The 26,692-nt window shown below is 70.5% G+C and carries 26 protein-coding genes and 1 tRNA gene; 6 read left to right on the forward strand and 21 right to left on the reverse strand.

Annotation, left to right across the window (positions count from 1 at the left end):
• The first annotated feature begins 57 nt into the window (after positions 1–57).
• Positions 58–543 (forward strand): YaiI/YqxD family protein, encoded by a 486-nt coding sequence (locus Q8Q71_RS10930; protein ID WP_305759624.1) that lies wholly within the window; start codon positions 58–60, stop codon positions 541–543.
• Positions 540–944 carry an alternative ribosome rescue aminoacyl-tRNA hydrolase ArfB gene (arfB, locus tag Q8Q71_RS10935; protein ID WP_305759625.1) on the forward strand — a complete coding sequence of 135 codons (405 nt, stop codon included), beginning with the start codon at positions 540–542 and terminating at the stop codon, positions 942–944. Before Q8Q71_RS10930 ends, arfB begins: the two co-directional genes overlap by 4 nt.
• On the opposite strand, the gene Q8Q71_RS10940 is transcribed toward arfB, so the two are convergent.
• The 5 genes from Q8Q71_RS10940 to Q8Q71_RS10960 form a co-directional block, all read right to left on the reverse strand.
• Entirely contained in the window at positions 941–1,711 is a 771-nt protein-coding gene (locus Q8Q71_RS10940) for a hypothetical protein (RefSeq protein WP_305759626.1), read from the reverse strand. The genes arfB and Q8Q71_RS10940 overlap by 4 nt on opposite strands.
• Before the next feature lie 30 nt (positions 1,712–1,741).
• Complete coding sequence (locus tag Q8Q71_RS10945; RefSeq protein WP_305759627.1) at positions 1,742–2,206, reverse strand: hypothetical protein; 465 nt, start codon at positions 2,204–2,206, stop codon at positions 1,742–1,744.
• Between the two features lie 22 nt (positions 2,207–2,228).
• Positions 2,229–3,827: a 2-polyprenylphenol 6-hydroxylase gene (ubiB, locus tag Q8Q71_RS10950; RefSeq protein WP_305759628.1), complete on the reverse strand. Its 1,599-nt coding sequence runs from the start codon at positions 3,825–3,827 to the stop codon at positions 2,229–2,231.
• A complete protein-coding gene (locus tag Q8Q71_RS10955; protein ID WP_305759629.1) occupies positions 3,815–4,591 on the reverse strand; it encodes a class I SAM-dependent methyltransferase in 777 nt (258 codons plus the stop codon). Before Q8Q71_RS10955 ends, ubiB begins: the two co-directional genes overlap by 13 nt.
• Positions 4,592–4,658: 67 nt before the next feature.
• Positions 4,659–5,360: a Crp/Fnr family transcriptional regulator gene (locus tag Q8Q71_RS10960; protein WP_305759817.1), complete on the reverse strand. Its 702-nt coding sequence runs from the start codon at positions 5,358–5,360 to the stop codon at positions 4,659–4,661.
• A 124-nt stretch (positions 5,361–5,484) separates the two neighbouring features.
• Between Q8Q71_RS10960 and Q8Q71_RS10965 the strand changes: the two genes are divergently transcribed.
• Both Q8Q71_RS10965 and Q8Q71_RS10970 read left to right on the forward strand, forming a co-directional pair.
• A complete protein-coding gene (locus tag Q8Q71_RS10965; RefSeq protein ID WP_305759630.1) occupies positions 5,485–5,784 on the forward strand; it encodes a 4a-hydroxytetrahydrobiopterin dehydratase in 300 nt (99 codons plus the stop codon).
• Complete coding sequence (locus Q8Q71_RS10970; RefSeq protein ID WP_305759631.1) at positions 5,781–6,566, forward strand: SDR family oxidoreductase; 786 nt, start codon at positions 5,781–5,783, stop codon at positions 6,564–6,566. The genes Q8Q71_RS10965 and Q8Q71_RS10970 overlap by 4 nt, the downstream gene beginning before the upstream one ends.
• Positions 6,567–6,675: 109 nt before the next feature.
• Here Q8Q71_RS10970 and Q8Q71_RS10975 read toward each other — a convergent pair whose 3' ends face one another.
• Positions 6,676–7,980, reverse strand: coding sequence for a hypothetical protein (locus Q8Q71_RS10975; protein WP_305759632.1), 1,305 nt, complete (start codon positions 7,978–7,980; stop codon positions 6,676–6,678).
• A gap of 131 nt (positions 7,981–8,111) precedes the next feature.
• Between Q8Q71_RS10975 and Q8Q71_RS10980 the strand changes: the two genes are divergently transcribed.
• Both Q8Q71_RS10980 and thrC read left to right on the forward strand, forming a co-directional pair.
• A tRNA-Arg gene (locus tag Q8Q71_RS10980) sits at positions 8,112–8,188 on the forward strand.
• A gap of 107 nt (positions 8,189–8,295) precedes the next feature.
• Positions 8,296–9,699: a threonine synthase gene (gene thrC, locus Q8Q71_RS10985; protein ID WP_305759633.1), complete on the forward strand. Its 1,404-nt coding sequence runs from the start codon at positions 8,296–8,298 to the stop codon at positions 9,697–9,699.
• A 77-nt stretch (positions 9,700–9,776) separates the two neighbouring features.
• Here the strand turns inward: thrC and Q8Q71_RS10990 are convergent, their stop codons facing one another.
• The 15 genes from Q8Q71_RS10990 to Q8Q71_RS11060 form a co-directional block, all read right to left on the reverse strand.
• Entirely contained in the window at positions 9,777–10,724 is a 948-nt protein-coding gene (locus Q8Q71_RS10990; RefSeq protein ID WP_305759634.1) for a homoserine kinase, read from the reverse strand.
• Between the two features lie 2 nt (positions 10,725–10,726).
• Positions 10,727–12,472 (reverse strand): homoserine dehydrogenase, encoded by a 1,746-nt coding sequence (locus Q8Q71_RS10995; RefSeq protein ID WP_305759635.1) that lies wholly within the window; start codon positions 12,470–12,472, stop codon positions 10,727–10,729.
• Between the two features lie 99 nt (positions 12,473–12,571).
• Complete coding sequence (locus Q8Q71_RS11000) at positions 12,572–12,694, reverse strand: hypothetical protein (protein ID WP_305759636.1); 123 nt, start codon at positions 12,692–12,694, stop codon at positions 12,572–12,574.
• A 122-nt stretch (positions 12,695–12,816) separates the two neighbouring features.
• Positions 12,817–13,917 (reverse strand): 3-isopropylmalate dehydrogenase, encoded by a 1,101-nt coding sequence (gene leuB, locus Q8Q71_RS11005; RefSeq protein WP_305759637.1) that lies wholly within the window; start codon positions 13,915–13,917, stop codon positions 12,817–12,819.
• Complete coding sequence (gene leuD, locus Q8Q71_RS11010; protein WP_305759638.1) at positions 13,917–14,501, reverse strand: 3-isopropylmalate dehydratase small subunit; 585 nt, start codon at positions 14,499–14,501, stop codon at positions 13,917–13,919. Before leuD ends, leuB begins: the two co-directional genes overlap by 1 nt.
• Complete coding sequence (gene leuC / locus Q8Q71_RS11015) at positions 14,494–15,906, reverse strand: 3-isopropylmalate dehydratase large subunit (protein WP_305759639.1); 1,413 nt, start codon at positions 15,904–15,906, stop codon at positions 14,494–14,496. The genes leuD and leuC overlap by 8 nt, the downstream gene beginning before the upstream one ends.
• Positions 15,899–16,867, reverse strand: coding sequence for a branched-chain amino acid transaminase (locus Q8Q71_RS11020; RefSeq protein WP_305759640.1), 969 nt, complete (start codon positions 16,865–16,867; stop codon positions 15,899–15,901). The genes leuC and Q8Q71_RS11020 overlap by 8 nt, the downstream gene beginning before the upstream one ends.
• Complete coding sequence (locus Q8Q71_RS11025; RefSeq protein ID WP_305759641.1) at positions 16,851–18,080, reverse strand: 2-isopropylmalate synthase; 1,230 nt, start codon at positions 18,078–18,080, stop codon at positions 16,851–16,853. Before Q8Q71_RS11025 ends, Q8Q71_RS11020 begins: the two co-directional genes overlap by 17 nt.
• Entirely contained in the window at positions 18,077–18,340 is a 264-nt protein-coding gene (locus Q8Q71_RS11030) for an ACT domain-containing protein (protein ID WP_305759642.1), read from the reverse strand. Before Q8Q71_RS11030 ends, Q8Q71_RS11025 begins: the two co-directional genes overlap by 4 nt.
• Positions 18,341–18,342: 2 nt before the next feature.
• Positions 18,343–20,049, reverse strand: a complete 1,707-nt coding sequence (gene ilvG, locus Q8Q71_RS11035) for an acetolactate synthase 2 catalytic subunit (protein ID WP_305759643.1) — start codon at positions 20,047–20,049, stop codon at positions 18,343–18,345.
• 45 nt (positions 20,050–20,094) lie between these two features.
• The gene (ilvC, locus tag Q8Q71_RS11040) at positions 20,095–21,111 is read right to left on the reverse strand and encodes a ketol-acid reductoisomerase (RefSeq protein WP_305759644.1); all 1,017 of its coding nucleotides are present in this window, start codon (positions 21,109–21,111) and stop codon (positions 20,095–20,097) included.
• A 3-nt stretch (positions 21,112–21,114) separates the two neighbouring features.
• Positions 21,115–22,860 carry a dihydroxy-acid dehydratase gene (locus Q8Q71_RS11045; protein WP_305759645.1) on the reverse strand — a complete coding sequence of 582 codons (1,746 nt, stop codon included), beginning with the start codon at positions 22,858–22,860 and terminating at the stop codon, positions 21,115–21,117.
• 101 nt (positions 22,861–22,961) lie between these two features.
• Complete coding sequence (locus tag Q8Q71_RS11050) at positions 22,962–23,114, reverse strand: hypothetical protein (RefSeq protein WP_305759646.1); 153 nt, start codon at positions 23,112–23,114, stop codon at positions 22,962–22,964.
• Between the two features lie 168 nt (positions 23,115–23,282).
• On the reverse strand, positions 23,283–24,905 hold the full coding sequence (locus Q8Q71_RS11055) for a family 43 glycosylhydrolase (protein ID WP_305759647.1): 1,623 nt from the start codon (positions 24,903–24,905) through the stop codon (positions 23,283–23,285).
• Positions 24,902–26,479 (reverse strand): cellulase family glycosylhydrolase, encoded by a 1,578-nt coding sequence (locus Q8Q71_RS11060; protein WP_305759648.1) that lies wholly within the window; start codon positions 26,477–26,479, stop codon positions 24,902–24,904. Before Q8Q71_RS11060 ends, Q8Q71_RS11055 begins: the two co-directional genes overlap by 4 nt.
• Positions 26,480–26,692: the final 213 nt, after the last annotated feature.

The raw sequence follows: 26,692 nt of genomic DNA on the forward strand, positions 1-26,692 counted from the left end.
TAACGCTCGTGACGCGGTCACTCGCTGCTTGAGCGCGATTCGCGCTAGGTTGGGCGGATGACCGCGTCCGCTTCGCCCCGCCTGTTCATCGACGCCGACGCCTGTCCGGTGAAGGACGAGGTCTATCGCGTGGCGGCCCGCTACGGCCTGCATGTGTTCGTGGTGTCCAACAGCTGGATCAACACGCCGCGCGAAAAGTGGATCGAGCAGGTCGTGGTCGACGCCGGGCCGGACATCGCCGACGACTGGATCGCCGAACGGGCCGGGCCGGGCGACATCGTCGTCACCGCCGACATCCCGCTGGCCGACCGCTGCCTGAAGGCGGGCGCGCAGGCGCTGAAGTCGAACGGCCAGCAATTCACGCCAGACTCGATCGGCTCGGCCCTGGCCGGGCGGATGGTGGGGGAGCACCTGCGCTCGATGGGGGTGGCCACCTCGGGGCCGCCGCCGTTCGGACCGAAGGACCGGTCGGCCTTCCTGCAGGCGCTGGACCAGGCCGTGGTGCGGGCGAAACGGGCCATTCTTGCGGGGGCGGGGCGGTGACCGTCATCCCCGAGAGCGAGCTTGAGTTCCGCTTCTTCCGCGCCGGCGGACCGGGCGGGCAGAACGTCAACAAGGTCTCGACCGCGGTGCAGATGCGCTTCGACGCCCGCAACTCCCCGTCCCTGACCGAGCCGGTGCGGGCCCGGCTGATGAAGCTGGCGGGCAGCCGGCTGACGCTGGACGGGGTGATCCTGATCACCGCCGTGCGCCACCGCACCCAGGAGCGCAACCGCGCCGACGCCATCGAGCGGCTGCAGGGCCTGGTCGACAAGGCGTCGATCGCCCCGGTCTATCGCGTGCCGACCAAACCCACCCGCGCCTCGAAGGAGCGGCGGCTGGAGGGCAAGGCCAAACGGGCGACGATCAAAAGCGGCCGTGGGCGTCCCGGCGGGGACGACTAGCGCCGCGCCTCGGCCCGCCGCTGCAGCGGCGTCTCCGGCAGGCCGGCCATCGTCAGCCGGCCGTCGCGGTCCGTATCCAGCGCCAGAAACCAGCGCTGCGTCGCCGCCGCCCATTCCTCCGCGGTGACGCGCTGGTCGACATTCACGTCGGCCGCCTTGACCGGCTGGGGCAGGTTGAAGAAGCCGGCCTCCGCCACCAGCCCGTAGCTCTGCTGCCGGCGCGGGCGGGAGCGCGGCGGCCCGCCCCCGTCGGGACCGGCCCGGGACCCGCCCGGGGGGCCGCCGCCGGGACCTGTCTGGGGCGCAAGGCCCGCCGGCCCTCCCCCCGGACCGCCGCCGGGACCAGACGATCCGCCGCCCGGGCCGCCGCCCGGGCCGCCGCCGTACTGGCGCAGGGCCGCCTCGTAGGTCCACAGCTCAGCCTGACCCAGACGGCCATCCCGGTCAGCGTCCAGATGATCAAACCAGCGGCGGCCGTCTGCCGCGAACTCATCGAAAACCAGGACGCCGTCGAGGTCTTCATCGGCGCCGATGAACCAGTCGGCCGTCGGCCAGGGATTGCCGGGCGCTCCGACGAACAGCTCGCCGAAGGGGCTGACGAACAGGGCCGGCGCGGCGGGCCGCCCCCCGCCCGGACCTCCCGGCGGGCCTCCCGGACCCATCCGCGGACCGGCGCAGCCGGCGAGGACGACGACGGACAGAAGGCCGGCCGCGAAGGCTCGCGCGAACCGGCGCGCTGGCGGGTTCGAGGCATGAGGATGGCGCACGGCGGGCTCCGATGGAAAGGAAGGCGAGCTCTATTCCGCCGGGCGGAACAGCAGGGCTGCGACCTTGCCGCCTTCGTCGAACCCGATGATCCACTGGGTCGCGGCCGTGGCGAAGGTGACGGCGAACAGGTCGGCGCCCTCCTGGCTGCCGACGAAGTCGAGCGCCTGGATCGCGCCGAAGCCCTCAAGGAGGGGCAGGATGCCGGCTTCCTGCGCGCGGACCTTGCCCGCGAGATCGTCGGTCATGAGGGCATAGGGAAGGGCGCCCGCCTGGCCGCCGGCGATGATCTCGCGCAGGACTTCCTCGGAGCGGGGATTGGCGGGCGTGGTCGACATCGCGGGCGCCGGGGCGGCCGCCGCGGGGATGGCCGGGACGGGCTGTTGCGTCCGCGCGGCGGGGCGGTCGAAGCTGTTGGGCACGGTGGCGGCGGCGACCTGGGCCTGGGCCGCGGCGGGGACGAGCAGAAGGGCGGCGGCGATCAGAAGCGGCTTCATGGGGTCGTCTCCAGAACTCACTTCAGACGATGGCGGGCCAAAGCGACAGAACAAGGGCGGCCACGGAGGCGCTTGTTGCAAGCGTGACACAGACGATCACCCAGCCGGGGATCCGGGTCTCGCGGACAACCAGCGTCTGCGGCCGCGGCGGGTCCTGCGCCAGCCGGGCCAGGGCCTTCAGCGTGGCGCGAAGCTCCTCCAACGCGTCGCGCACCTGGGCCTGGGGCCCCAGCTCGCGGCGGATCCAGCGTTCGACCACCGGCCGCGCCGCCTCCCACAGGTCGTGGTCCGGATTCAGCCGCCGGGCCACGCCCTCGACCGAAACCATGGTCTTCTGCAGCAGGATCAGCTCGGGCCGCAGATGCATGTCGAACAGGGCCGTGATCTCGAACAGCTGGCCCAGCAGCCGGCCCATCGACACCTGCGACGCCTGTTTGCCGATCACCGGCTCGCCGACCGCGCGCAGGGCCTGGGCGAAGGCCTCGACCGAATGCTCGGGGGGCACATAGCCCGCCTCGAAATGCACCCGGCTGATGCGGTCGTAGTCGCGGCTCAGGAAGCCCCAGAGGATTTCCGCCAGATAGCGGCGCTCGCCATGGCCCAGCCGGCCGACGATGCCGAAGTCGATGGCGGTGAGCTCGGCCGGGGCGTGGCAGAACAGATTGCCCTCGTGCAGGTCGGCGTGGAACGTCCCGTAGTCCAGCGCTTGGGTCAGGAAGGCGCGCACCAGATTGTCGGCCAGGCCGTTGCGGTCCAGCCCCGGCTGTTCGGCGGCCAGCGGATCGGTCATGGCCATGCCGGGGGCCCACTCCAGCGTCAGCACGCGCCTGCCGACGCCGTCCCAGACCACGGCGGGGGCGGTCATGTGCCCGCCGCCGGACTCCCGGACCTTGTCCATGATGTCCTTCAACTCGGACGCCGCCGCCGCCTCCAGACGCATGTCCAGCTCCAGCTGCAGGGCCCGGGCGATGGTCTCGACGAAGGCGGACGGCTCGAGGCGGCGCGCCAGAGGCACGAAACGGACGGCGAGACGCGCCGCCAGCCGCATGGAGTCCAGGCCCTGGGCCACGCGGCGCTCGACGCCGGGGCGCAGCACCTTGACCGCCACCTTGCGGCCGTCGGCCAGCCAGGCCGGATGCGCCTGGGCGAGAGAGGCGGCGGCGACCGGCGGACCGAAGTCGGTGAACAGGCTCTCGACGGACCGGCCCAGCGCGCGCTCGATCTCGCGCCGCGCCTGTTCGAGCGGGAAGGGCTCGAGCGCGTCCTTCAGACGGCCCAGATCGCGGGCGAATTCCACCCCGAAGATGTCGGCCCGGGTGGCCAGCACCTGGCCCAGCTTGATGGCCACGGGCCCCAGATGTTCGAACGCCCGGCCCAGCCGCTGGCCGGGACGGCCCTCGCGGCCCTCCTTGCCGGCGAAGGCGTGCAGCAGATGGGCCAGCCAGCGCACCCAGAGGGGCAGCAGATGGGTGATCTCGCGCGGGGCCAGGGCGTCGTGGCGGATCAGCACCCAGCCCCAGCCGAGCAGGCGCAGCCAGGCTTCGACGGGGTGGCGCACCGGCACGGTCGCCGGAGGCGGCGGCGGGGTCGCGGGATCGATCCGGCGGGTCAGATCGCCCACCCGTGATGGATGGCGGCGACACCGCCCGACAGATTGGTCACGGTCACCCGGCTGAAGCCGGCGGCCTCGATCATGGATTTGAAGGTCGTCTGATCCGGGAAGCGGCGGATGCTCTCGACCAGATACTGGTAGCTGTCGCGGTCGCCCGCCACCCAGCCGCCGATGCGCGGAATGGCGTGGAAGGACCAGGCGTCATAGGCCTTGCGGATCGCCGAGGCGGTCGGGCGCGAGAACTCCAGGCACAGGAAGCGACCACCGGGCCTGAGCACCCGCCGCGCCTCGCGCAGGGCCTGGGGAATGTCGGCCACGTTGCGGATGCCGAAGCTGATCGAATAGGCGTCGACCGAGGCGTCGGGCAGCGGCAGGGCCATGGCGTCGCCGACCGACCATTGCATCTCGGGCTCTCCGCCCTTGTGCACGCCCGCCATGATCATTTCGGCGTTGTAGTCCAGCACGATGACGGAGGCGTCCGCCCCGCCGCGCCGCGCCTGGGCCGCGCGCGCCATCTTCGCGTAGCGCCGGGCCATGTCGCCCGTGCCGCCGGCGACGTCGAGAATGGTTTCGCCGGGCCGGGGATTCAGCTTCGCCGCCGCGGCGTCCTTCCACAGCCGGTGCACGCCCGCGCTCATCAGGTCGTTCATCAGGTCGTAGTTCGAGGCCACGCTGTCGAACACGCCGCGCACCAGTTGCACCTTCTCCTTCGCGTCGACGTCGCGAAAGCCGAAGGAGGAGGTCTTGCCGGAGGGGGCGGCCGCGTCAGTCATGAGCGCGGTCTAGCGCGTCGCCGGCCCGGCGTCACCGGGCCGCGTGGTCGCGGTTTGCCGGGCCACCTCAGATGGATGCGCCCGGCCTGGGAAGCGGGGAGCCCAGGTCCTTCATCAGGCTCCGCATGGCGTCATAACAACCGCAGGCCGCGCCTTCGAGCGCCTTGCGGTCCAGGATCTGGACCCAGCCCCGACCGCGCCGGATCAGCCCCCGATCCTCCAGAACCGAGCCGACCTCGGACACGGTGGCCCGGCGCACGCCCAGCATGCCGGCGATGTCGGCCTGGGTCAGGTGAAAGCGGTCGTCCCCGGCCCGGTCGTGGATGGTCAACAGCCAGCGGGCGAGGCGTTCATCGAGCCGATGCTGCGCATTGCAGGCGGCCGCCTGCTGCACCTGGGCGAACAGGCTCTCGGTGAACCGCGCCAGCGCCGCGCGCATACCCTCGCTTTCGCCGAGGGCCTCGGCGAAGACATCGGACGGGCAGCAGGCCGATACGCCCTCGATCTGGGCGATGGCCCGGCTGGCGGCGCGGGCGTTCGAGGGTCCGCAGGTCACGCCGACCAGCCCTTCGCGCCCGATGGCGGCGGTCTCGATCATCCGGTCATCGTCGAGAATGGTCATCAGCGACACCACGCCGCTCATCGGAAACCAGATTTCGGAAACCGCCTCGCCGGCGTCGTACAACATCTGGCCCTGGGTGAAGGGACGCTCGTTCAGGTGAGGCTCGATCCTCTTGCGATCGGCCGGGTCGAGGGCGGCGATCCACATATTGTCCACGTCTGCTCTCCGTCCTGAATGGCGACGCTCGGTAACGTCGAAGCTTCGCCGTGCGTTCCGAACCGCTTGTGGACCTCCGGCGCGCGCGATACGGCGAATGCTGCAGGAGGACGACATGGCCGACCGGATTGACGTTGCGGAAGCTCTCAAGGGCCTGCCGCTGTGGCGCGCGCACGGCGGCGAACGGCCGGCGATCGAGCGCAGGCTGGCGTTCGCCGACTTCAACGCCGCCTTCGGGTTCATGACCCGGGTGGCCCTTCTGGCTGACAAGGTCGACCACCATCCGGAGTGGTCGAACGTCTACAATCGGGTCGAGGTGCTGCTGACGACCCACGACGCCGGCGGCGTGACGGGCAAGGATGTCGACATGGCCCGGTTCATCGACTCGGCCGCAGCCGAACTGGGAGCGAAATGATGGCCGGACGGGTGGCGGGGAAAAAGGCGCTGATCACGGGCGCCGCCGGGGGGCTGGGCGAGGCCATGGCCTGGATGCTGGCGCGCGAGGGCGCGAAGGTCGCGGTCACCGACGTCAATCTGGAGGGCGTTCAGGCGCTGGCCGCGGCGATCAACGCCGAGGTCCCGGATGCGGCCTTCGCCTTCGCCCACGACGTCACCGACGAGGCTGAGTGGGTCTCGGTCATCGACCAGGCGGTTTCGGCCATGGGCGGGCTGTCGATCCTGGTCAACAACGCCGGCATCGGCGGCGACCTGAAATTCGTGGAGACCGATACGCTCGAGAACTGGCGCCGCGTCCAGGCCGTCAACATCGAGTCGATCATGCTGGGCTGCAAGCACGCCATGCCGCATCTGCGAGCCTCGGCGCCGTCGTCCATCGTCAACATCTCATCGGTGGCCGGTCTGGCCGCCGCGCCCGGCATGGGGGCCTATAACGCCACCAAGGCGGCGGTGTGGATGTACACCAAGACCATCGCGCTGGAGGCCGCCAAGGGCGACTGGAACGTGCGCTGCAACTCGGTGCATCCGGTCTTCATCAAGACGCCCATCCTCGACCCGTTCATCGCCATGGCGGGCGGCGACGAGGCCAAGGCCCACGAACGCCTCAGCCGCGGCATCCCGCTGAAGCGGATCGGCGAACCGGACGACGTGGCGTATTGCGTGCTCTATCTGGCCGCCGACGAGAGCAAATTCGTCACCGGCGCCGAGTTCAAGATCGACGGGGGCATGCTGGCGCAGTAGCCAGGGCCCTATCGCTCACCGCGCGGCGGCTCGCTGCTTGAGGGCGAGTCTGCGCGAAGCGCCAGGCCGCGTCGGGTCGGGAGGTCCCGAAGGGCCGACGACCGCGGCCCTAAAGCAAGTCCGCCGGCAATATCTGGCTCGACAGCAGACGCTCCATCCCCTCCCAGCGGTCGGGTCCCTGGCGTTCGACCCAGGCCTGGACCACGTCGCGGCCGAGACCGTAGTTGATGATGTAGCTGCGGTAGGCATCGATGAAGCGCAGCCGCTGGGTCGCCCTGGCCTCGTCGGCCAGGGAGTATTTCATCAGCCGCCGGATCGCCTCCGCCCGTTCGATCCGCCCCGCCAGCCAGTCGTCGGCGATGGTGTATTCGGCCCGCGCCAGCCGCCGCATCAGGACTCCCAGCTGCGCCTTCTTCCCGGCCGTCTCCGGATCGAGCCCGGCCAGCGGGAACAGGACCTCGCGCTCGAAGCGCGTGCCCTCGTCGCCCGGGAAGGCCAGGTCGATGCCGTAGTTGGCGCTGCCCTCGGCGACGAAGGACATGGGGGAGAACAGCGGATAGACGCTCATCTCGACCCAGCCGCGATCGCGCACGAAGGTCTTCTCCAGCAGGGCGTTGTAGACGTGGTGGCCCGGATAGCCCTCGTGGCAGCCCAGATCGATGGCCCGCTCGGTGTAGATCGGGAAGTCGGCGTTGATCTCGATCCGGCTGGCGGCGTCGCCGAGATAGTAGTTGTAGCCCGACCAAGGCTTGTCGCCGACGAAGCTGAGGGTGAACCGCTCATTGGCCGGCAGGGCGATGTGGCGCACAGTGCGCGCCCGGCATTCGGCGATGGCCGCGTCCATGACCGGCTGCAGGCGGTCCCTCGGAATGATGTAGTGGGCCTTGAAGGCGGTGACCCGGTCGCTGAGCGAACCCTCGCCCGGCAGCAGGGCGTCGATCTCGGCGAGGACGGGGTCGAAGCTCTCCAGCGGCCGCAGTTCGGGCCGGATGCCGAACAGGGCCTCGGCCTCGTCGGCGAAGCTCATCTTTTCGCCCGACAGCATGCGCAGCCGCGCCGAGGCGGCCGAGACGTGGGCGGCCAGATATTTGCGCCGCTGGACCTCCGCGGGCGTCATTCCGGACGGGCCATTGCGATCGAAATCCGCCAGCCGGCCGGAGAGCCCGGCGGCGCGCTGGCTCAGCTCGGCCGCTGTCTCGGTCTCCGCCCTCGCCGCCGTCTGCCATTCGGCCGGCCCGTAATAGGCGTCGACGTAACCGGGCTCGAGCTCTCCGATATCGAGGATCAGGCGGACATAGGACTCGGCGATGGAGTCGAGGCTGTCCGGCGCGACGCCGGGATGGCCGGTGGTCACGTCGTCCGGCGTGGCGGCGCAGGCCCCAAGCAGCAGCAGACCGAACAGAAGCACGCGCATCGGGACCTCCCACCATCGAAGCAGGGACACGCTAGGCCGGGGACGGGTTCGCGCCAAGCCGGTTGCGCATTCGGGATTGAGGGCGGCGCGGTCCTGCTGTAAGGCCCTTCGTCCGGCGTTCGCCGCCAGACGCACCCGTAGCTCAGCTGGATAGAGTACTGCCCTCCGAAGGCAGGGGTCAGAGGTTCGAATCCTCTCGGGTGCGCCATTTTCCATTCGGATCCGCGGCTCGACGGCGCTCGCCATCCTGTGTGGCTGTATCGATCCCTGGCCATTAGGGTGGAACGATCAACACACGGGGTCGGAGCTCCGGGGATGACGATGCTGAAATACGTGAGCACGCGCGGCCTGGCGCCGCCCTGCGACTTCGCCGGAACGGTCATCGACGGCATCGCGTCCGACGGCGGCCTGTTCGCGCCGGCCCAATGGCCGCGCCTGGACGTCGCCGCGCCGGGGCAGGGCGAATCCGGCTACGCCGCGCTGGCCCAAAGCCTGCTGGAGCCTTTTGTCGGCGCCGCCCTGCCCGAGGGCGCCCTGGCGGCCGCGACCCGGCGCGTGCAGGACCGGGTCGCGCATCCGTTGACAGTTCCCCTGGTGGAGATCGCCCCGGACCTGTTCGTCCTCGAACTGTTTCACGGGCCCACGGGGGCGTTCAAGGACCTGGCCATGCAGCTGGTCGCCGGCCTGTCCGAAGCGGCGCTGGCGCAGGGCGGCGAGCGGCTGCTGCTGTTCACGGCGACCAGCGGCGACACCGGGGCGGCGGCCGTGAACGCCTTCGCCGGGGCCGACAGGGTCGACCTCGTCGTCCTGCATCCGCTGGACAGGGTCTCGCCGGTGCAGCGGATGCAGATGACCACCTCCGGCGCCCCGAACGTGCTCAACCTGGCCGTCCGCGGCGATTTCGACGACTGCCAGCGGCTGGTGAAGGCGCTGCTGGCCGAACCGGGGCTGAAGGCGTCGCGGCATGTCAGCTCGGTGAATTCGATCAACTGGGCCCGGCTGGCGGGTCAGATGCCCTATTACGCCGCCGCCGCCGCGACCCTCGGCCGGTCGGCGACCTATGTCGTGCCGACGGGCAATTTCGGCGACGCCTTCGCCGGCTGGGCGGCGCGCCGGTGCGGCCTGCCGGTCGGGGGGATCGTGGCCGCGACCAACCGCAACGACGCCCTCGTGCGGGCGCTCGACACCGGGATCTACGAGCGCAGCCAGGCCCGACCGACGGCCAGCGTCAGCATGGACGTGCAGGCGCCCTCGAATTTCGAACGGCTGGTGTTCGAGGCGTCGGGCCGGGACGCCGACCTGACCCGCGGCCTGTTCGCGGACTTCGCCCGGGACGGCCGGATGAGCCTGCCGGGCGACCTGCTGGCGGCCCTGCGGCGCGAGGTGACCGCCGTGTCTGTCAGCGAGGCGGAGACGGTGGAGGAGATGCGGCGCAGCTGGGCCGAAAACGGCCGGGTGATCTGCCCCCACACCGCCGTGGCCCTGCACGCGGCGCGGCGCGTCGACCGGACCGCCGGGCCGGTGGTGGCCCTGTCGACCGCCCACCCGGCGAAATTCCCGGAGAGCGTGGAGGCGGCGCTGGGCTTCGCGCCCGAGCGGCCGCCGCAACTCGAAGGCCTCGAAGGTCGAACGGAGCGGTTCGAGGTAGTCGATGCGACCCTCGAAGCGGTGCTGGCGGCGATCGGCCAGACCATTTTTGCTTCAGGTCGAATCACCTGAAGCCAAAAAATGGTCCAGCATCATACCGGAGCGAAATCTGAGCCTTGGCGGACGCGTCCACCAGGACCGATTTCGCTCTAGGCCGCCAGGGCCTCGTCGCTCCACCAGTCGAGGCGGCGGAGGAAGGGCGCGGGGTCCTTGGGCGTGACCAGCCGGGTCGGGTCGTGGAACAGCCGGTCGTGCAGCCGGGTCAGGGTGAAGCGCACGGCCGCCACGGCGCCGAGCGCCGGCAGGGCGGCGGCCTCGGCCGGGCTGAGCGGACGCACGGACTCATAGCCCGCCCGGAAGGTCCGCAGGGCGCCGGCCCGCGGTCCGCCGGCGGCGTCGAAGCCCCACGCCGACAGGGCGATGGCGAGGTCGTAGGCCAGGGCGCCGGTGCAGGCGAAATAGAAGTCGATGAGTCCGCTCGGCGCGCCGCCCTCGAACAGCAGATTGTCCGGAAAATAGTCGGCGTGGATCGGCCCTTGCGGCAGGCCCGCGGCGGAATCCGGCGCCCCGGCCGCCACCCAGGGGGCCATGCGGTCGAGCAGGGTCAGGTCCGCCGCCCCGGCCCGGGTCAGGCAGCGGTCGAACAGCGCCCGGCGCGCGGCGGGGCCGACGGGGTCGGCGCGCCCGCCCCGGAAATCGGCCGAGACCAGATGGAGCCGGGCCAGCAGTTCGCCCGCCCGGGCCAGATCGGCCGTCGAGGGATCGCTTTTCCAGGCGCCCGGCAGCCATTCCAGTATGGCGGCGGGGCGGCCGTTCAGTGTCCCGACGGTCTGGCCCGCGACGTCTTTCAGCGGACGGGCGCAAGGCAGGCCCCGGGCGGCGGCGTGGGCGGTCAGGCCGAGGCAGAACGGCAGGGCGGCGGCGTCGGTCCGGCCCTCGAACAGGGTCAGGACGAACCGTCCCCGGTCGGTGTCGAGGCGGTAGTTGGTGTTCTCCACCCCCTCCGCGATCGGCGTGAGCGCGCGCAGGGCGCCCAGGCCGTAGCGACTAATGAAGGGCTCGGCCTCGGCCTCCTCGACGGGGGTGAAGACGGCCATGGTCAGGCGGGCTCGAGAACGAGGCGCCGCGCCGCGAGGTCCGACAGGTCCGCCAGCAGGCTTTCGGCCGTGGCCCAGCGACCGGCGCCGCGGCCCCGGCAACGCACCACCGACCCGTCATGGGAAACCACCTTCAAGGCGTTGCCTTCTCCCTTCAGGTCCCCGAACAGGGGGTCCAGCGGTCCCGCCGTCAGACGGACCGAGGCGACCAGCTTGCCGTCTTTCCATTCGCAGCGACAGACCTGACGCGATCCGGCCGGCGGGAGCGACGCGGGGTCGAGCACGTCGCGCGGGATATCGGCCTCATCGGGCATCTGGCCGAACGCCTCGAAGGCCAGCAGGCGCACCTTGGCCAGAGCGTCCAGGCCCTCGAGATCCGCCGACGGGTCCTCCTCGGCGAAGCCCGCGGCGCGGGCCTCCGCGAGCGCCCGGTCGAACGGCGCCCCGTCGCCGAGACGATCCAGCATGAAGTTGACGGTGCCGTTCAGCACCGCCTCGAAGGCTGCGACAGGTCCGCGGGCGCGGACGTCGCGGACGGCCTCGACCATCGGCGCGCCGCCGCCGACCGAAGCCGACCACAGCAGCCGGGCGCCGCGGGCGCGGGCCAGCGCCTGAAGGCCGCCCGGGTCGAGGCTGACCGCCTGTTTGTTGGCGGTGGCCACGTCGGCGCCCCGCTCGAGGGCGGCGCGGATCACGGCATGGCCGGCGCCGGCCTCGGACAGGGCTTCCAGCACGATGTCGGGACGGCGATCCAGCAAGGCCCCGGCGTCCGTGACCAGCAGCGGCTCCAGCCGGCCGGGCGCGGCGCCGGGGACGTCGCGGCTTCTGGCGACGTCGCGGACCAGCACGCCGACGACCTCGACGCGCGGATCGACCAGCAGCCGGGCCAGGGCTCCGCCGCCCACCACGCCGCAGCCGGCCACCGCGACTCGCAGCCGGCGATGCGGCAGGGCGGCGCGGGGCGGGGCGCTGACCGGTCCGACGACGGTGCGATGGCCGTCCAGATAGTTTCGCACCTCGATCTTCAGGCCGCGGGCCTCGGCGAGGTCCAGCGCGTCCGGCTGCACCAGACCGCCCCCCAGCGCCCTGGCCTCGGCCCAGCTGGCCTGGTCGTAACGCCGGGCGTCGGCACAGGCGTTCGGGTCGCGGTCGTAGAGTCCGTCGACGTCCTTCACCAGCTGCACGCTGTCGAGCCCGAGCTCGGCGGCGAGGAACAGGGCGCTGAGGTCCGAACCGCCGCGGCCCAGCAGAACGACCAGCCCTTCCGGCGACAGGGCGCCGAAGCCGGGGACCACCACCACCTCGTGCTTCACCAGCGCGTCCTCGAGAGCGACGGGACCCAGGGCGACCGGGCGGGCGTGCTCGCACGGCCCTTCGGCGACGAGGCCGAGATCGCGCACCGACAGGGTGGCGGCGCTCAGACCGACGCGGTCGCAGGCCAGCGCCACCAGGGCGGCGGAGCGTTCCTCGCCCTGCACCACATAGGCGGGCAGAAGGGCGTTGTCGTGGGCGAGGCCGAGGGCGCGGGCCTCCGCCAGCAACCGGTCGGTCTCGCCGGCGAGGGCGGAGACGACGGCGACGACGCGTCGGCCCTTGCGGACCTCGGCGTAGATGTCGGAGGCGACCTTGGGCGCATCGGCGGGATCGACCAGCACGGAGCTGCCGAACTTCATGACCACGACCGGCGAGGCGGCGGCGGGCGACGGGTTCGGGCGGGGCCGATCGAGGAGGGCGAGGCTGGCGGGCATGGCAAGGGTCTTTCGAGAAGGGGGAGGAGGAAAAGAAAAACCCCGCCCGGAGATTTCCGGGCGGGGCTGGGTCTGTGCGTTCCTGAGCTTCGGTGCGCGCTAACCTGTCCCCGCCGGAGGCGTGGTGGTGGTGGTCATGCCGGCGCCAATGATCGCGCGCAGGGCCGCGCCGCCGCGCGAGGCGGTGGTGGCGAAGGCGGTGCGGACGTCGGGTCGGTTCACGGGACCTGCTCGGTTCGGGTTCGGGGTCAGGCTGACGGAAATCCGGCGGGGCCGTCAAGTCGAAAGGTAGAAAATTGCGCCCTACGGCACATGTTGCGTCTTTCCAGGCACGGTTTCACCGGTCACGCCCAGTGCATCTGGACCCGATGGGCGGCGGCCCAGTGGATCGCACGGATGCCGTCGATGACGGCGTTGGTCGCCTCGCGGGTGCCCAGGGTCCCGCCGAGATCGGCGGTGACCGCCCCGGCGGACAGGACGGCCGCGACGGCGGCCTCGATCGATCCGGCCTCGTCCTCCAGTCCCAGGCTGTGGCGCAGCAACAGGGCGGCGGACAGGATGGTCCCGACCGGATTGGCCTTGTCCTGACCCGCGATGTCCGGGGCCGAGCCGTGGATCGGCTCGAACAGGCCGGGACCGCCCGAGCCCAGGGAGGCGGAGGGCAGCAGGCCGATGGAGCCGCCCAGAACCGAGATCTCGTCCGACAGGATGTCGCCGAACATGTTCTCGGTCAGGATGACGTCGTACTCGCGCGGCTTGCGGATCAGGTGCATGGCCATGGAATCGACCAGGGCGTGCTCCAGCTCGATGCGCGGGAACTCCTCGGCGTGAACGCGGGTCACCACCTCCCGCCACAGGCGGCTGGTCTCCATGACATTGGCCTTGTCGACCGAGGTCACCTTGCCGCGCCGCTGCTGGGCGGTCTTGAAGGCGGCGCGGGCGATGCGCTCGATCTCGGGCGTGGTGTAGACGCACAGGTCCGTGGCCCGGTCGTCGGTGCGCGTCTTCTCCCCGAAATAGATGCCGCCGGTCAGTTCCCGGAACACGATCAGGTCGACGCCCTCGACGATCTCGCGCTTCAGGGGGGACCGGTGCGCCAGCACCGGCGAGACCTGCAGCGGCCGCAGATTGGCGTACAGACCCAAGGCCTTGCGCAGGCCGAGCAGGCCTTCCTCGGGCCGGCGCTTGCCGCCGTCCCACTTCGGCCCGCCGACCGCGCCCAGCAGCACGGCGTCGGCGGCCTGACAGGCGCTGACCGTCTCCGGCGGCAGGGGATCGCCGGTCGCGTCGATGGCGGCGCCGCCGATCAGGTGTTCGTGGAAGCGGAAACGCTGGCCGAAGAAGTCGCCGATGACGGTCAGGACGGCCTGGGCCGCCTGGGTGACTTCGGGGCCGACGCCGTCGCCCGGCAGGACGACGATGTCATAGGTCTTGTGTGCGGGCATCACAGGGCTTCTTTCTGGCGTTCAAAGGCTTCGATGGCGGGGAGGCGGGCCTGCAGCCAGCCGAGGGTGTCGACCCCGTCCAGCAGGCACTGACGGGCGAACCGCTCGACCGTGAAGGCGACCGGGGCGGCGTTGCCGCGCCGGATGGTCGAGGTCTCCAGGTCGATGGTGACGGGCTGATCGGGATGGGCCGCCAGATCATCCCAGGCGGCCTGGTCGACCACCACGGGCAGCAGCCCGTTCTTGAGGGCGTTGGAGGTGAAGATGTCGGCGATGCCGGTCGAGACCACGGCCCGGAAGCCGTAGTCCAGCAGCGCCCACGGCGCATGTTCCCGGGACGAGCCGCAGGCGAAATTGGCCCCCGCCAGCAGGATGCGATGTTCGGCCGGATCGATGCGGTTCAGCACCGCCTCGGGCTTCGGCGATCCGTCGGCCTCGTAGCGCCAGTCATGGAAGGCGTGGGCCCCCAGGCCCTCCCGCGTCGTGGTGGAAAGGAACCGGCCGGGAATGATCTGGTCCGTGTCGATGTTCGACTGCGACAGGACCACGGTCTTCGACGTCAGGGCGCGGAAGGGCTCAGACATCGGCCGTCTCCTCGAGAAACACGCGGGGGTCGGTCAGGACGCCCATCACCGCCGTCGCCGCCGCCGTCGCCGGACTGGCCAGGATGGTCCGGGAGCCTGGCCCCTGCCGGCCCTCGAAATTGCGGTTGGACGTCGAGACCGCGAGCTGGCCCGGCGCGACCATGTCGCCGTTCATGGCCAGGCACATCGAGCAGCCCGGGATGCGCCACTCGGCCCCCGCCTCGATGAACACCCGGTCCAGCCCCTCGGCCTCGGCGTCGCGGCGCACGGCCTCGGAACCGGGCACGACCAGCATGCGCAGGCCGGGCTTCACCTTGCGGCCGCGCAGCACCTCGGCCGCCGCGCGCAGATCGGGCAGGCGGCCGTTGGTGCAGCTGCCGACGAAGACCACGTCGACGGCGTGACCGGTGGTCGCCTCGCCGGAGGCGAAGCCCATATAGGCCAGCGCCTTCTCGCCCGAGGCGTCGCGCGGCGCCGGAACGGGATCGCCGATGGCCGAGGCGGCGTCGGGCGTGGTGCCCCAGGTGGCCATGGGCCGGATGGCCGGTCCGTCGATCTCCACCTCGGCGTCGAACGCCGCGCCGGGGTCCGAACGCAGCGACAGCCAGTCCGCGGCCGCGCGGTCGAACGCCTCGCCCTTCGGCGCGTGCCTGCGCCCCTTCAGCCAGGCGACGGTGGTCTCGTCCGGCGCGATCATGCCGGCCCGGGCGCCGGCCTCGATGGACATGTTGCAGACGGTCATCCGCCCTTCCATGTCGAGCGACCGGATGGCCTCGCCGGCGTATTCGATGACGAAGCCGGAGCCGCCGCCGAAGCCCAGCCGGGCGATGATCGCCAGGGCCACGTCCTTGCCGGAGACGCCGGGGCGCAGCTGTCCCGAGACCGTGACCCGCATCGCTTTCGGCTTGCGCTGGAGCAGGCACTGGGTCGCCAGCACATGGGCGACCTCGGTGGTGCCGATGCCGAAGGCGAGGGCCCCGAACGCGCCGTGGGTGGCCGTGTGGCTGTCGCCGCAGACTATGGTCATGCCGGGTCGGGTGAGGCCCAGCTCGGGCCCCATGACATGGACCACGCCGCGATCCTCGCTGTCCCAGCCGGCCAGCGACACGCCGTGGCGCGCGCAGTTCGCCTCCAGCGCCTCGACCTGGGCCTTCGAGGCCGGCGTGTAATAGGGGCGTTCGCCGGCCGCGTCGGCGGGCAGGGTCGGGGTGGAGTGATCCAGGGTGGCAAAGGTCCGGTCCGGGCGGCGGACCCTCAGCCCCCGGCTTTCGATCTCCGCGAAGGCCTGCGGGCTGGTGACCTCATGCACCAGATGCAGGTCGACATGGAGCACCGCCGGCGTGTCCGGCGTCTCCGCCGCCACCACGTGCCGGCTCCAGACCTTGTCGAACAGGGTCTCAGGCATATTCCGGCTCCGCGCGCGCCACCGACGGGGCGGGGGCCGCGATCGGCTCCAGCCAGCCGAAGCGGTCGGGCGTCCCGCCGTCGAACAGGCCGCGGAAGGCGGCGTTGACGGCCCGGGTCACCGGCCCCGGACCGGCGGCGCGGGTCGGAATGCCGTCGACCGAACGCACCGGGGTGATCTCGGCCGCCGTGCCGGTCATGAAGATCTCGTCGGCGACGTACAGGGCCTCGCGCGGCAGGATCTGTTCGCGAGTCTCGTAGCCCAGACCGCGGGCCAGCTTCATGACGCTGTCGCGGGTGATGCCCATCAGGATGGAGGCGGCGGCGGGCGGGGTGACGATCGCGCCGTCCTTGACGATGAACAGGTTCTCGCCCGCCCCCTCGGACAGGCGGCCGTCGGTGCCCAGGGCGATGCCCTCGCCGAAGCCGCCGACCCGGGCCTCGCGGCCGATCAGATAGGACGACAGATAGTTGCCGCCGGCCTTGGCCCCGGACGGCACGGTGTTCGGCGCGATCCGCGACCAGCTGGCCACGCAGGCGTCGACGCCCTTCTCCAGCGCCTCCTCCCCGAGGTAGGCGCCCCACGGGAAGGCGGCGATGGCCACGTCCACGTTCATGTTCTCCGGCGCCGGCGTCACGCCCATCCCGCACTGGCCGAGGAAGGCGATGGGACGGATGTAGGCCGATCGCAATCCGGTCGCGCGCACCACCGCGTGGCAGGCCTCGACCAGCTCATCTTCCGTATACGGAAGAACGAAATGATACATGCGGGCGCTGTCGAACAGGCGGCGCACATGATCCGTCAGACGGAAGCCGCAGGGGCCCTTCGGCGTGTCGTAGACGCGGATGCCCTCGAACACCGAGGTGCCGTAATGGAGCGCGTGGCTCATCACATGGATTTTCGCGTCGGCCCAGGGCGCCAGTTCGCCGTTGACCCAGATATGTTCAGCCAGCGGCCGCATAAGCATACTCCTGTTGGGTGGCGGCGGCGGGGCGCGCGGCCTCGATGATCGCCAGCAGTTCGTGATCGTTGATCTCGCCGATCTGGTCGGCGCGGGTTTTGAAACCGGCGAAGGCGGCGGCCAGGAGCGGGCCGCTGACGGGCTGACCGAGGGCCTCGGCGCGTTTGGCGACGGCGTGTCGGCCCGAATGCTTGCCCAGCACGAACCAGGTCCCCTCGAAACCCACGTCCTGCGGGCGCATGATCTCGTAGGTCGACGGGTCGGCCATCATGCCGTGCTGGTGGATGCCGGCCTCGTGGGCGAAGGCGTTGAGGCCGACGATGGCCTTGTTGCGGACCACCGGCGTGTGGGTGACCTCGCTCAGCAGCCGGCTGGCGCGAACCAGATGGGTGGCGTCCACGCCGGTGTGCAGGCCGAAGCGGTCCGCCCGGGTGCGCAGGGCCATGACCATCTCCTCCAGCGAGGCGTTGCCGGCGCGCTCGCCGATGCCGTTGATCGCGCCCTCGACCTGGCGCGCGCCGGCCTCGACCGCCGCCAGGGAATTGGCCACCGCCATGCCCAGGTCGTCGTGGCAGTGGGCGGAAAAGACCACCTCGGGGAAGCGCGCGCGAACCCGGGCGATCAGGGTCCGGAAGATATCGCCGACCTCGGCCGGCGTGGCGTAGCCGACCGTGTCCGGGATGTTCAGAGTCGTGGCGCCCGCGGCGGCCGCGACTTCGCAGACCTCGGCGAGGAACTCCGGCTCGGTGCGGATCGCGTCCTCGGGGCTGAACTCGACGTCCTCGAACCGGGTGCGGGCGTAGGCCACCGAACGTTCGGCGGCGGCCAGAACCTCGGCCTTGCTCATCTTCAGCTTGGCCGTCCGGTGGATCGGACTGGTGCCCAGGAAGATGTGCACGCGGCGCTCGTCGGTGCCCCGCAGGGCCCGCCAGGCGGCGTCGATGTCGGCCTCGCCGGCGCGGGCCAGCGAGCAGAACACCGGACCCTCCACCTCGCCGACGACGCGGCGAACGCATTCCTCGTCGCCGGGGGAGGCGGCGGCGAAGCCCGCCTCGACGACGTCGACGTTGAGAGCGGCCAGGACGCGGGCCATCCGCACCTTGTCCTCGGGGCCCATGGAGAACCCCGGCGCCTGTTCTCCATCGCGCAGGGTGGTGTCGAAGACCACGACCCTGTCCGGATCGGCCGCGACGGTCTGCTGGACCCGGGTCATGCCGCTACCTCGGGATGGAAGACGGCGGCCGACGGGGTCAGGCGGGTGACGCCGAACAGGCGGTCGATCTGACGGCCCAGGGTTTCGACGCTACGGCCCTCGTCGCGTCCGCGCACGGCCATCTGGACGCGGCGGCCGTGACCCTCGTCGCTCAGGGTCATGCCGTCGATGTGGAAACCACGGCGTTCGATGAGTCCGATCAGGCGCTGGAGCGAGCCGTCGGCGCGGTCGATATGCAGGTGCAGGGTGTCGGCGGTCATGGTCAGGCGCCTTCCATCATTTCGGCGTTGTTCTTTCCGGGCGGGACCAGCGGCCACACGTTCTCCCGGGGATCGATGATCACGTGCGCGAGGCAGGGGCCGTCGGCGGCCAGCAGCCGGGCGATGCCGGCCTCGACCTCCTCGCGCCGGCTAATTCGGAAGGCCTCGACGCCAAAGGCCTCGGCCACCTTCACGAAGTCCGGATTGTCGGACAGGTCGACCTCGGAATAGTTGCCGTCGAAGAACAGCTCCTGCCACTGGCGCACCAGTCCCAGCGAGCTGTTGTCCAGCAGCAGCACCTTCACCGCGACGCCGTAGCGCCGCAGGGTCGCCAGTTCCTGCACGTTCATCATGAAGCCGCCGTCGCCGGCGACGACGACCACGGCCGCGTCCGGATCGGCCAGTTTGGCGCCGATGCCGGCGGGCAGGCCGAAGCCCATCGCGCCCAGTCCGCCCGAGGACAGGTGGGCCTCCGGGCGGGAGAAGCGGCAGTGCTGCGCCGCCCACATCTGGTGCTGGCCGACGTCGCAGGCGGCGACGAAGGCGTCGCCCGCGGCTTCCGAGATCGCCTTCAGCAAGGCGGGGGCGTAGACCCCCTCGCCCGGGGCGTCATAGCGGAAGGCCGTGCGCGCGGTGCGGCTGGCGCACTGGATCATCCACGGATCGATCGCCAGGCGCACGCCGGCCAGTTGCGCCGACAGGGCCTCGACTCCCGGGGCCAGTTCGCCGACGACGGCGACATGGGCGTCGCGCAGCTTGCCGACTTCGGAGGCGTCGACGTCGAAATGCACGACCCGGGCGTGCGGGGCGAACTCGGCCAGCTTGCCCGTGGCGCGGTCGTCGAACCGGGCGCCGAACACGATCAGCAGGTCGGCCTCCTGCACCGCCTCGTTGGCGGCGCGCGTGCCGTGCATGCCCAGCATGCCCTGGAAGCCGGGGGCGCCCGTGGGGATCGTGCCCAAGGCGTTCAGGGTCGAGACCGAGGGAATGCCGGTCGCCTCGGCGAAGGCGCGAACCTGTCCGGTCGCCCGGCCGATCTTCACCCCGCCGCCGACGTAGATCAGCGGGCGCTCGGCGGCGCGGATGACCCGGGCGGCGGCGGCCACCGCGTCATGATCGACCGGCTGGATCGCGTTCGGATAATGGAAGCCGAAATCGTCGCTGGTCCGGCCGACCTGCACGTCTTTCGGCAGGTCGATCAGCACGGGCCCGGGGCGGCCCGAGGCGGCGATGTGGAAGGCCTCCTCGATCGCGGCCGGGACATCGGCCGGATCCCGGACCAGGATCGAATGCTTCACGATCGGCAGGGTGACGCCCAGGATGTCGATCTCCTGGAAGGCGTCGGTGCCCATGACGCCCTGGGCGACGTTGCCGGTGATGCAGACGATGGGGACGGAATCCATCATCGCATTGGCGATGCCGGTAATCAGATTGGTCGCCCCCGGCCCCGAGGTGGCCAGACACACGCCGACGCGGCCGCTGCGCCGCGCATAGGCGTCCGCGGCGAAGGCGGCGGCCTGTTCGTGCCGCACCAGGATGTGGCGCAGCGACGATCCGGCCAGGGCGTCGTAGACCGGCATGATGGCCCCGCCCGGATAGCCGAACACGACCTCGACCCCCAGCCGCTCCAGGGTGGAGACGAGCAGGCGCGCGCCGCTTCTGGGCGGGCTTGCGTCTATTGCGCTGATGGCGGTGGCGACTGCGGTCATTGCGGTTTTGGGACCAAACTTTTTGCGGTTCAAGCGGGCCTGGATTTATGCGGCTTCCGCGGTCTTGGGCGCGTGCAGCCAGGCCATGCGCTCGCGCAGCCTCGCTCCGGTCTCTTCGATCGGCTGTTCGCTATCGGCCCGGACCCAGGCGTCGTAGCGGGGCTTGCCGGCCTCGTTTTCGGCGATCCATTCGCGGGCGAACTGGCCCGACTGGATCTCGTCCAGGATGGTCTTCATCCGGGCGCGGGTCTCGTCGGTGATGATGCGCGGACCGGACTTGACCGAACCCCATTTCGCCGTCTCCGAGATGAACTCGTTCATCCTGGTGACGCCGCCCTCGTAGAACAGGTCCACGATCAGCTTCAGCTCGTGCATGCATTCGAAATAGGCGATCTCGGGCTGGTAGCCGGCCTCGACCAGGGTGTTGAACCCGGACATGACCAGCTCCTTGGCGCCGCCGCACAGGACGGCCTGCTCGCCGAACAGATCGGTCTCGGTCTCCTCGCGGAAGGTGGTTTCCAGCAGGCCGCCGGTCGCGCCGCCATTGCCCCTGGCGTAGCCCATGGCGCGGTCGCGCGCCTTGCCGGTAGCGTCCTGTTCGATGGCGAACAGCGATGGGACGCCGCGGCCGCGCTGATACTCGCGGCGGACCAGATCGCCCGGCCCCTTGGGCGCGACCAGGATGACGTCCATGTCCTCGCGCGGCGTGATCCGGCCGTAGATGATCGAGAAACCGTGGGCGAACAGGATGGCCGCGCCCTGTTTGGCATTGGGTTCGATGACGTCGCGATAGACCTCGGCCTGGATCATGTCCGGGGTCAGGATGGCGATGATGTCCGCGTCCCGGACGGCCTCGGCCGGTTCGGCGGTCGGAACGCCGTCGGCGGTCGCGTTGCGCCAGCCCTTGCCGCCGTGACGGACGCCGGCGACCACGTCGTGGCCGGAGTCCCTCAGGTTCTGGGCGTGGGCCCGCCCCTGCGAGCCGTAGCCGATGATGGCGATGCGCTGGCCGGCGATGGCTCCGGGGCGAATATCGTCATTGGTGTAGATGGTGATGGCCATGGGTCAGGCGTCCTCTCGGGCGGATCGGGTTTCGGTTTCAGCGGGACGCTGGACCGGCGGCGGATCGGGAATGGTCACGGCGCCCTGCGCGGCCGAGGCCACGGACGCGCGGTATTTGGCGAAGACTCCGTGCGCCGGGCGGGCAGGTCGGGGGGCGAAACCCGCCCGGCGCTTCGCCAGATCGGCGTCGACGTCGATCCGGCGGTTGGTGACGTCGATGACGATACGGTCGCCATCGCGAATGAGAGCGATCGGGCCGCCGGCCGCCGCTTCGGGCGACACATGCCCGGCCACGAAGCCGTAGCTCGCGCCGGAAAAGCGACCGTCGGTGATCAGGGCCACGTCGTGGACGCCGCGCCCCTTCAGGGCCGCGGTGACCTGCAGCATCTCGCGCATGCCGGGGCCGCCGCGGGGACCTTCGTAGCGGATGACGATGACGTCGCCCTCGCCGACCGACCCGTCCTGGACGGCCTGGAAGGCGTCCTCCTCGCTGTCGAACACGCAGGCCGGACCCTCGAAGCGGTCGACCTCGTGGCCCGTCAGCTTGATCACGGCTCCATCCGGCGCGATGTCGCCGTAGATGACCGCATAGCTGCCGCGATCCATGACCGGGGCGTCGAAGTCGGTCACGACCTGCTGGCCGGGCGTCTCCTCGGCCCTGCCGGCCTCGACGAACAGGGTTTCGCCCGACACCGTCGGGGTGTTGACGATCTTGCCGGCCTCGGCCATCCGCCGCGTCACCAGCCGCGTGCCGCCCGCGGCGTACAGGTGGCTGGCCAGGAAGCGGCCGCCCGGCTTCAGGTCGCAGATGACCGGCGCCTCGACGCAGGCCTGATGACAATCCTCGACCCCGAAAGCCACGCCGGCCTCGGCCGCGATCGCGGTCAGGTGCATCACCGCATTGGTCGAGCCGCCCGAGGCCGAGACCGCGACGGCGGCGTTCTTCAGGCTGGCCCGGGTGATGTATTTCCGGGCCGTATCGCCCGCGAAGACCCGTTCGACGATCAGGCGGCCGCAACGCTCGCCCTCGGCGGCCTTGCCAGGATCGACGGCCGGGACGTCGTTGGCGCCCATCGGCGACAGGCCCATGACCGACAGGGCCATGGCCATGGTGTTGGCGGTGAACTGTCCCCCGCACGCGCCCGCGCCCGGGCAGACCGCGCTCTCGACGGCTTTCAGCCCGGCGTCGTCCAGCGCGCCCGCGGCATGGGCCCCGATGGCCTCGAAGATGTCCTGCACCGAGACGTCGCGGCGGCCGATGGTCCCCGGCAGGATGGTGCCGCCGTAGTAGACCAGCCCCGGGATATCCATGCGCGCCAGCGCCATGGCCGCGGCCGGGATGGTCTTGTCGCAGCCGACGATGCAGACCACGCCGTCCAGCTGATGGCCCTCGACGGCCAGTTCGATCGAGTCGGCGACGACCTCCCGGCTGATCAGCGAGGCCTTCATGCCCGGCGTGCCCATCGAAATGCCGTCGGTGACCACGATGGTGTTGAAATCGACCGGATATCCGCCGGCCGCGACGATGCCGGCGCGCACGTCGCGGGCCAGGCGGTCCAGGTGCATGTTGCACGGGGTGACCGAGGACCAGGTGTTGACCACCGCGATCATCGGCTTGTCGAAATCGGCGTCCTGCATGCCGGCGGCGCGCAGATAGCTACGCGCGGCGGCGCGGCTGGGACCGGCCGTCACGGCGCGGCTGCGCGCATTCGGCGCCGGCCTGTCTGTCGGGGTGAAATCTTGCGTCATTGCGAAGTGTCGGTTCCGGAGAGGTCCGGACCGCGCGCAACAAAAAACCCGCTTCCTTTCGGGAGCGGGTGGCTGCGGGCGATCCTGAGGGTGAGATTAGGTCAGGTCACAAGCGTCCACGCCGCTCCGGCAAGGAGGACGAGAAGTACCGCAAGAATCGCAATGCTGTTGATCGTCACGCCGACATCCGGACGCGCGAAGACCGCCGCGGAAGCGGCGCTCATGCGCGGGGAGGGACGGGTGTTGGCGGTCACGGGGAGCCTTTGAACGAACGCCCTATAGAAACACCTTCTGCCGCGCCGCACAATGGGTTTGGTGAAAAAATGCGTTTGCGCACGCCACTCCCTGAGCTTGCGCACTATTCTACCCGAGCCAGATCCCTGCCCGCGGGTTTCCTCGACCACCGCGGCGGGTCGCCACGCTCAAACCGGGGCGGGAAGCGCCCGATAGCGGAAGTCGCTCAGAACCACCCGCCCGGGGCCCGCGGCATAGACGCCGATCCTGAGGCTGAGGAAGCCGCCGAAGACGTTGTGGTGGAGGCCCGAGACCTCCATGCGCATCCCGTTTCGCGTCCATGTCGCCCCGTCGTCCGACGAGGTGAACCAGGTGACGACATTGTCGATGTTCGCGACCTTCAGCCGGAGGCGGCGCGTCTGGTGAGCCGCGCGCATCCAGGTCAGTTCCTCGGAGAACTGGAAGGTCTTCAGCGCGGTCGGGGTGAAGCCGATCCCGACGAAGGCCCGGGGATTGTAGAAAAGCAGCAGCCCCCCTTCGGCGTCTCTCTCCAGATCCAGGGCGATCTCGGCCTCGTATCGACGATCCCCGACCAGGCAGGTCAACGGCGCCGAGTCGGCCGGCGAGGCTCCCTGTCCCTGGAGGACGAGACCCGCCCGTTCGTAGCTGGCGCGCCGGGCGCTGTCGGGATCCTCCGTATGGAAGGCCCATTGAACGCCCATGCGGTTCGACGAGAAGTCGTCGGAAAGGCCCGGCGCCGACGCTCCCTTTCGGCCGCCGCGCGGGGTGGGCAACGGCCGGGAAAGGTCGCCGCCGCGGGCATGGAACCAGCCGTCGGATGTCCATTCGACCGGGTCCAGGAGGGTCTGGCGGCCGAGGGTCCGGAACCCGTTCTCATAGCCGTGGTAGACCAGCCACCAGTCGCCGCCGGGCCCCTCGACGAGGGTCGCGTGACCCCGCGACCACCAAGGCTCGGCCGCGTCGGTGGTCCGCACCAAGGGATTGTGCGGGCAATGCTCCCACGGCCCGTGAACCGAGCGCGACCGCGCGGTGATGACCATGTGGCCGGTCGGCGGACCGGCCGTGCCGCCGACGGCCGTCACCAGATAGAACCAGCCGTCCTTCTTCAGAAGCTTGGGGCCCTCCGGCGCGAAGCCCTCGACGATCCAGTCGTCGGGATAGACCCATGGCGCATAGGCGGGTTCGAGCTCGCCGTCGGTGGCCAGTCCATCGTCGGTGAGGCGGATCTTGCGGATGCCGTTGGTGAACAGGTATCGCCGGCCGTCCTCGCCCACGACGTGGCCCGGATCGATGCAGTCCCGGATATTCAGGTCGACCGGCTCGCTCCACGGGCCGCGGATGTCGTCGGCCCAGATGACGAAGATCGACCAGCCCTCCTTCTTCGGATCGGCGGGGATGTAGATGAAATACCGGCCCTCGTGCCTGATCAGGTCCACCGCCCAGATCACGCCGAGGTAGCTGTGCAGGGCCGGGCCGATCGGCGTCCAGTTCACCAGATCCGTCGAATGCCAGATGACCAGTCCCGGGTACGACAGGAAGGACGAGAAGGTCATGTAGTAGTCGTCGCCGTCCTTGAGGATGGTCGGGTCCGGATGGTCGCCGGCGACGATGGGGTTCTGGAAGAAGCCGTTTCCGAGATCGGCCTTGCGCTGGCCCTCGGCGCCGACGCCCCAGCGCCGGGCCGGCTGCGAAGCCTGCGTCTGCGCGACCGCGTCTGACGGCGTCGCCAGGGCGGGGGCGAGGGCGCCGGCCAGGGCGCCCTTGAAGAGCAGGCGGCGGGGCAGGGTCATGGTCGGTCCAGTTCGATCATCACCACGTCATGGTCGCGCATCGGCAGGGTCAGCGAAGCCTTTCCGTCGGCCCCGACGTCGACGGTCTGGCGAACCGGCGCGTCCGTGGTGAGCGCCTGCAGCTCCGCCAGCTGGTCGGCGGTCAGTTCGGCCGGCCGTCCCATCTCCAGATAGGCGGTGTAGGCGTCGTTCTGCCGGAAGCCGGTCCGGCGGATGCGCGCCTCATAGCGCCCCGGGGCCAGGCCCTCGACGGTCAGGGCGAGCGGAGGCCCGTCGGCGGCGGGGCGCACCTGGCGGAAGAAGGGCCGGTTGCTGACCGGCTGCTCGGGCAGAACGTCCCGCCAAGCCAGCACCTGCACGGTGTCGCCGTTCAGGGCCGCGATGCTCTGGGCGTCGCCCGTCGCCAGCTCCCGGTCGCCGAGGCTGTTCAGATATTTGAAGGCGAACCAGGTCGCCTTGCGAACCCCGTCCGGGGTCATCAGGCCGAATCCGCCGTCGAACGGCCGGGTCTGCGGGCCCGGTTCCTCGAACAGGTCGCTGAAGGCCCAGTAGCTCATCCCCTGCGCCAGAGGCTCGGTCTGGCGGAGCTTGGACAGGACGTAGGCGGCGCCGAAATAGTCGTCGTGGACAGGATCGCGCGGATTGTAGCTGGAGCTCCACTCGGTGAAGAACAGCGGCAGGCCGGGCCGCGTCGACGCCTCGATCTGCGCCCGCACCCTGCGGACATCCCCCACCACGGCGTCGGGGTTCCCGGACAGCTTGATGTCGCTCTCGCCCATCTCGTCCAGGAAGCCGCTGTCGACGCCGTAGGTGTGGGTGGTGATGAAGTCGACCGGCAGGGCGTGCTGGTCGGCATAGGCGAGGAACTCGGGGACCCAGTCGGCGCCGGCCGTGGACGGGCCGCCGACGCGAAGCGCGGGATCGACCGCCTTGATGGCCCGGACGGTGCGTCCGTAGTAGTCGAAATAGGCCGCCTGGTCGGCCCGCTCCCAGAAGCCGTCTAGGTTCGGCTCGTTCCAGAACTCGAAATACCAGCTGCGCACCTCTTCGGCGCCGTAGCGGTCGATCAGGTGACGCACGAAGGCGTCGATCAGGGCGCTCCATTTCTCCGGCTCGGGATGGGAGGTGTTGCCCTTCCAGTAGAAGATCGTCTGGTCCGAGGTCTTCATCGCGTCGGGGGTGAAGCCCAGTTCGATGAAGGGTTTGATCCCCATGCCCAGCAGCCGGTCGTAGAGATGATCGATGCGGGTGAAATCGTAGATCGGCTGCCCGTCCACCTCGCGATAGACGCCCATGTCGTCGTGGAAGATGTCGTGGAAGCGGATGTAGCGGAACCCGAGCTCCGCGCTCGCCGTCTCCAGCTGGGCCAGACTGTCCTCGCGGATCAATGTGCCCGGGTAGTCCGAACCGACCGAAAACTCCGCCATCCGGTTGCGGGGCGTGGTCGGACCGTCGACACGAACCACGATGGCGCGGGCGTCTTCCCGTTGAATCTCCACGGCGTTGGCGACGCCAGGAGCCGCGACGAGAAGGGCCCAACAGCACAGGACAGCCCACGAACTGAACGATCTCATCGTCTTCTCCAGGATTCGTTTCATGTTCAGGGCTTTGTTGCGGCTCGGGACGGCGTCGCCGGGCGGAGTTGAGGGATGGCGGGCGCCGGGACGTCGCGCGGCAGGACTCCGCGGCGCGCAAGTCGTTCGAGACATGGGCCTCCCCTTCCTGATTGCCGGACCCATCGCTTGTTTCGCGACGTCGGCCAGCGTTCCTCACAACCGCGCATGATG

The sequence above is a fragment of the Brevundimonas sp. genome (assembly GCF_030704825.1).
Classification (GTDB): Bacteria; Pseudomonadota; Alphaproteobacteria; order Caulobacterales; family Caulobacteraceae; genus Brevundimonas.